The organism is Chloroflexota bacterium (assembly GCA_026710945.1).
In the GTDB taxonomy this organism is placed as follows: Bacteria; Chloroflexota; UBA11872; order VXOZ01; family VXOZ01; genus VXOZ01.
Genome location: JAPOQA010000068.1, coordinates 1 through 5,761 on the forward strand (window position 1 = coordinate 1; position 5,761 = coordinate 5,761).

Consider the following 5,761-nt stretch of genomic DNA (forward strand, 5'->3'; position numbering starts at 1 on the left):
AAACATCGGTATGCTATGGAGAGAATTCAGGAGATTCACCCTCACCCCCGTATCGAGTACGGGGCAGGCTCTAGCCCTCTCCCGTCGAGGGAGAGGGGACATCTGCGCTGTGGCGAGGGTTATGCAAAGGTCTCCTGGGGGAGAGGGCTGGAGTGAGGGGATCCTGGCATTTCCGGATTCCATCGCCTGGGAAGAGGCAAGACGACGGAGGAAGCCTTAATCATGATTCGTGTGGGCGTCATTGGCTGCGGTGCTATTTCCCATTCTCATTTGTGTAGTTATGCCAAGAGTGGTCGGGCGCAGATTGTGGCCGTAGCCGATCCGATTCGGGCCGTCGCGGAGGCGTGTGCGCAGGAGTTCGGCGCAAAAGCCTACACCGACTACGCGGACATGCTGCGCAGTGAAGAACTGCATGCCGTCAGCATTTGCACGCCGCCGACCTCCCACCGCAAAATTACCGATCAGGCGGTTGCGCGGGGTCTGCACGTGCTCTGTGAAAAGCCGCTGGCCATGAGCGTGGCCGAGGGGCAGGCCATGGTTTCTGCCGCCCGGCGCGCTAACGTCCATCTGCTGACCGCATTCTGCAACCGCTTCTATACGCCCATCGCCAAAGCCAAGGCATGGATCGATGCCGGCAAGTTGGGCCCCCTGCACCATTTCCGTCTCCGGTTTGCGGGCGTGGAGCTCATGGCCGGCACGTGGTTGGGAGATCCCGCACGGGGCGGTGGCATCCTGTGGGAGTCTGGCCCGCACTACGTCGACCTCTTCCGCTACTTAGTTGGAGAGCTAAAGAACATCTACGCCAAGGGCGCGACCCTCGCTCAAGATATAGCCGGCACCGATACCGTCGTCTTCATGGCGGAGAGCGTGGACGGCGTGGTCGGCGCCATGGAGGGAAGCTGGTCGTCGCCCCATTCGGAAAAGTGCATTGAGATTTACGGCGAACGCGGCGCTATCGTCATCGACTTTCAATCCGGCCGGAGCCGCTTTAGCCTGGATCACGTTACCGAGCGGGTGGAGACGGACGTCGGCGGACACGACCGCTTTTTCATGGAGATCAGCCACTTCCTCGACTGCATAGAAGGAAAGACCAGGCCCATCGTCACCGGTGAGGACGGCGTGGAGGCTATGCGCCTGATCACGGCGGCGCGGCAATCTATCGAGACTGGATTGCCTGTTACAGTAGTACCGGATGTGTAGCCGACAGAATCGGGATCGTTTCTAAGCAAGTCTTCAAGCACAGCCGGCGAAACGGTGACCCTAGGCGTATAGGCAAGCGTTTGAAGCGTTCAAGAGAGAACCGAGCAAACGGTTATATCCCCGCCAGGAGACCCCCGTACCTTGGCTTAGGGCATGTGCGGACCATCAGACTGATGCTTGAGCAAGATTGGCGGGCAAGAGAGACTCCCTCTCCACCTTGGTTCGGTCCACGCGCAGACTTCCAATGCGATACATTACTAAGATAGGCGGGCGCGAATGACCCCCTCTCCCTGGGGAGAGGGGAAATCTTCACCTTTTGAATGCGGTTACTCATGTCAGACAATGTTACGCAACGCTTTCCGTCAGGGAATTGAGCAATGGCATCTCGGCTAGACATCCGCCGCAACTACGACCGCGAGTGCGTGAAGCTCAAGATCTGGTACGTGCACCGCTTGCTCCAGACTGAGCAGCGTCCTTTTGCGGAGCTCATCACCGCCCGCGTTGACATCTACCGGCGCACGCACCTCTGGGATGGCGAGCATCATCCTGCGCAGGGCCACCCAGACCCCGAGTGGGATGTGCTCGTGGACAGGCTGAAAGCCCTCTTTCACGATCACCGCCATGACGCGGCTACGGATGCGCTGGAAGAGGCCGCCTATGCCCTGCTGCATCCCACGATGGAAGAGCGCCTTGCCGGCGAACGCAAGGGTAACCTCTGGGAGGGTGCGGGACAGGTAATCCCGCCCACGCCCTACGGCAGCTTCAGCCGCGACTACGCGGAAGACATCGTCCACATCCACTTCACGAACGTCCTGCAGCCAAAGTCCCCCTTCTGGGACTTGCCCGCCCTGACGCGGTTGCTACTGAAACTCCTGGACGACTTGGAACACGACCGGCCGGATATCCGGATTGTCCAGTGCGGCAGTTGGATTAATTCCTTCCCGCCGTTTCGGTCGCTCTTTCCGCCGGAGTGGACCGAGCAGAGTAGAGTCTCCGGCCCTGCCTTTACCTACGGCTGGTGGGGCCAGTTCATGACCCACACCGGCGATTTCCACTACCCCAACGCCGCCCGCTTCCGCGCCACCGGCGAGTTCCCCTTTACGTGCCTCGTCTGCAGCGCAGATCGCGACTCTGTACGCGCGCACGTGGAGAAGCTGCTGGCGCAATACCACGAGTAGCCTCGGTATATCGGCTAGCAACCACCTACTATCGTAATTGGCGCACTCTGATAGGTAAGGGTCTGCCCATTCTCTAGCCTCCGCAAAGGATACACGTACTGTAGCGGTTTGGACTACTCGGTTGGCGGAGATGCCTGGCCGAAATCGAGACTACTCCAGCAGATAGCTACGCCGTCGACTCGGAGACCGCAGGTATGATCGGAGCCAACGCTGATAGCCGTAAAGCGTTCGCCTTCAGGAGGCGGTGTAAACTCACCCCAACAGACTAGGGTCCCGTCAACACGGAGTGCGCAGGAGTGTCGATATCCGCTACTAATGGTCGTGAAGGTTTCGTCTTCTGGCGGTAAAGCTTCCGGCAACGGCTGACCGGACTCGTCATTGCCCCAGCATACTGGTGAGCCGTCCCCTCGCAGCGCGCAGCCATGAGAGACTCCGACGCTCACGATCGTCAGTCTATCTTCTTCCACTGGCGAAAACAGTGTGCCATAGAAATTCCAGCAGAGCAGCGTACCGTTAGGCCGTATGCCACAGGTGTCGTAGAAACCTACGCTGATCGTGGTGAAGGTCTCTTCCTGAGGTGGTGGTGGCGGATTGATCCCCCAACACAGTGGAGTTCCATCCGTGCGAAGCGCACAGATGGTAGCAGCTGAGTTACTTATTGCAGTGAAACGCTGGGTCATCAGAAAAATGCCAAGCTCCTCAAAGCCGGGCCAGCAGATGAGTGTCCCGTCGGCGCGGAGCCCGCATGTTTGGATAAAGCCACTGCTGATGGCAACTAGGCGTTCACCTGCCGGAGGGGTTGTTGGGCGGACACCCCCTTCACCCCAGCAAACAGGGGAACCATCCTCGCGCAGCGCACAAGTGTACTCATTGCCACTGCTAATGCTTGTAAAGCGTTCGCCTTCCGGTGGCGATACATCTAAACCCCAGCAACCGACCGTGCCATCTTCGCGGATTCCGCAGACGTGGCCGAATGCGCTGCTAATGGCGGTGAAGCGCTCGCCTTCCGGCGGTGAGGTTTGACCGAGGCTGCCTTCGCCCCAGCAAACGGGGGTGCCATCTTCCCGTAGAGCGCAACTGTAAGTGTAACCGCTACTGATGGATGAAAACCTCTCGCCTTCAAGAGGCGGCGGCTCTTCTCCATGACTTCTGCCCCAGCATACATGGGTCCCGTTTGAACGTAACCCGCAGGAGAAATACAGTCCTGTGCTTATCGAAGTGAGTTGCTCTCTTGCCGGAGGTGACGTTCCGCCGTGCCCACCGCCGTCACCCCAGCAGACCGGTGTTCCATCAACACGGAGCGCGCACGTATGCTGTCCGCTATTGCTAATGGCGTCAAAGCGCTCGCCTTCGGGAGGTGACGCCCCGCTGCGATCCGTGTCACCCCAGCAGAGAGCAGTTCCGTCTTCACGCAATCCGCACGTATACGTGTCGCCGCTGCTAACGGCTTTGAGGCGTATTCCACTTGGAGGAGATGATTGGCCGTGATCATCCAAACCCCAGCAAACAGGTATTCCATCCTCGCGTAATGCACAGGTGTAAGAGCCGCCACTGCTAATGGCAGTGAAACGCTCGTTTGCCGGCGGCGAAGCTTGGCCTTCTTCATTGCTTCCCCAGCAGATAGGCGTGCCATCTGCGCGCAAGGCGCATGTGTGGAGAGTGCCGCTGCTAATCGCCGTGAAACGAACTGCGGGAGTGGCAATTGGCGTGGGTGTGCTTGGCGGGGTTGGTTCAGGCGTTGCCTCTGTGATGGTAGCTGTAGTCTCAGGTTTAGGGTTATCGACCGGCAGTCCTGCAGCAGACGGCTCTGCTGCACACGCCATCAGCAGCACCGCTGCCATCAAGCAGAATACGACTATTCCTGCCAATTGGCGCGCGGCGGCCAACACTCTGCAATCAAGCTCCATTGCAACCGACTCTCCTCTGCGCTGCCAGGAAATACGAACATTGTCTCTACCGCTGCTCTAGTTGTCTCTAGCTTAACCGGAATACTCAGCTTGTCAAGAGATTTCTTTGGTGCCAACCCTTCCGGCGGCGCTCGCGTGCCGCAGTCTTCGCGTCAAGAGGGTATGTTGCCCGCTGCCCGAGCTTTGCGGAGCCGACCGGAATGCCGCCGTCGTGGCTGCGATCCACGTGTGCTCTCCCTTCTCCTCGTGATTAAAAAGAGCTTGCGGCAGCGGCACGGTATCCAGCAACCGGCACCTTCCAGCTATGCCGAGCGAACGACCAGGGTTTGTCGGTCAATAGCCGGTGAGGGTGTAGACGAGATTCAGGAGTTCGAAGGGGCTGAAGTGCTTGTGTAGCGTGCGGTCAGGGTGGCTGACGCTTGTGGATGAACCATCGTCAGGCGTAGTGCGGTCGGTGAGGAGGATCAGGGGCACGTCGGCAAGCGCCGGGTCACGCTTGAGTTGTGCATACGGCGCTGTCGCGTCGCCACAGACAAGGTCGGCATCCAGGATCACAAGGTCGAGCCGTTCCCTGTGGGCGATAGCGCTGATTGCCTGCAGATTCGATGCCTCGGCTACGCGCGTGCGTTTGTTCTCCACGGCGGCGCGTACGAGCGCCCGCAGGTGCCACACTTCGGTGACGACGGCGATGGTTTTTTGCTTGCCCTTCGTCTCAACAGGAACGTGGGGCTGCGGTGTAACGGAGTCAGTCATACGGAGGTCTCTCTATGCGGAACACTATGGGCTTGTTGCTTTTGCAGATTGCGCAGAATTGAGTTGGGTGGCCTAACGTCGGTTTGCACCGAGTCTCTTCCAGTTAACTACCTATTGTGCTTCGACAGGCTCAGCACGAACGGAATGGCATCAAGCGCGCCGTTGTGCTTCGACGGGCTCAGCACGAACGGGATAGATTCAGGCGCATCGTTGTGCTTCTTGCAGCGGCCAGGGCCACTCACTCCTGCGCGGTATGTTTCCTCGTGCTGTCTTGCACTTCCCACCGACTTCCAATATTGTAACCTAGTTGTGTTACTGCAACGGATTGTCGGCCAAGGGTAGGACGCTGTTTCCAATCAACTTGATAGCGCCAATTCGTGTGTCAATGTGTAAACTCTACGGAGACAGGCGATTGGACATGTGAGACCTTGTTGGTGAAAGAGCAAGGTGTGTGATCGTTAGCCATGCAAGCGGAATTAGTAGTTTTGGGTTTAGATTGGTCACGTGCAAGACACGTGGTCGCATCCAGCCCTAAGTCAGCAGTTCAACCTGTCATGCTGAGGAGCCCTTCGGCAGGCTCAGGATAAACTCCGCGACGAAGAATCTAGAATCCTGAGCCTTTTAGATTCCTCGCTGCGCTTGGAATTGTAAATGTCAGGTAATTCGTTGACAGATTTGGCAGAAGAAACATGGGAGCAGAACTCTGTGCTTGCCTACATACAT

At 58.2% G+C, this 5,761-nt stretch carries 5 protein-coding genes; 3 read left to right on the forward strand and 2 right to left on the reverse strand.

Annotation, left to right across the window (positions count from 1 at the left end; translation table 11 throughout):
* Window positions 1–222 precede the first annotated feature (222 nt).
* Entirely contained in the window at window positions 223–1,200 is a 978-nt protein-coding gene (locus OXE05_13945; GenBank protein MCY4438417.1) for a Gfo/Idh/MocA family oxidoreductase, read from the forward strand.
* Between the two features lie 377 nt (window positions 1,201–1,577).
* The gene (locus OXE05_13950) at window positions 1,578–2,378 is read left to right on the forward strand and encodes a hypothetical protein (protein MCY4438418.1); all 801 of its coding nucleotides are present in this window, start codon (window positions 1,578–1,580) and stop codon (window positions 2,376–2,378) included.
* A 113-nt stretch (window positions 2,379–2,491) separates the two neighbouring features.
* On the opposite strand, the gene OXE05_13955 is transcribed toward OXE05_13950, so the two are convergent.
* Window positions 2,492–3,058 carry a hypothetical protein gene (locus OXE05_13955; GenBank protein MCY4438419.1) on the reverse strand — a complete coding sequence of 189 codons (567 nt, stop codon included), beginning with the start codon at window positions 3,056–3,058 and terminating at the stop codon, window positions 2,492–2,494.
* 877 nt (window positions 3,059–3,935) lie between these two features.
* Between OXE05_13955 and OXE05_13960 the strand changes: the two genes are divergently transcribed.
* Window positions 3,936–4,346, forward strand: a complete 411-nt coding sequence (locus OXE05_13960; GenBank protein ID MCY4438420.1) for a hypothetical protein — start codon at window positions 3,936–3,938, stop codon at window positions 4,344–4,346.
* Window positions 4,347–4,618: 272 nt separating this feature from the next.
* Here the strand turns inward: OXE05_13960 and OXE05_13965 are convergent, their stop codons facing one another.
* Entirely contained in the window at window positions 4,619–5,038 is a 420-nt protein-coding gene (locus OXE05_13965) for a response regulator (protein ID MCY4438421.1), read from the reverse strand.
* Window positions 5,039–5,761: the final 723 nt, after the last annotated feature.

Excerpts from the sequence above, each read along its gene's own strand:
- OXE05_13955 (MCY4438419.1), bottom strand. The coding sequence starts at position 3,058 with ATGACCCAGCGTTTCACTGCAATAAGTAACTCAGCTGCTACCATCTGT.
- OXE05_13960 (MCY4438420.1), top strand. The coding sequence starts at position 3,936 with ATGGCAGTGAAACGCTCGTTTGCCGGCGGCGAAGCTTGGCCTTCTTCA.
- OXE05_13965 (MCY4438421.1), bottom strand. The coding sequence starts at position 5,038 with ATGACTGACTCCGTTACACCGCAGCCCCACGTTCCTGTTGAGACGAAG.
- OXE05_13945 (MCY4438417.1), top strand. The coding sequence starts at position 223 with ATGATTCGTGTGGGCGTCATTGGCTGCGGTGCTATTTCCCATTCTCAT.
- OXE05_13950 (MCY4438418.1), top strand. The coding sequence starts at position 1,578 with ATGGCATCTCGGCTAGACATCCGCCGCAACTACGACCGCGAGTGCGTG.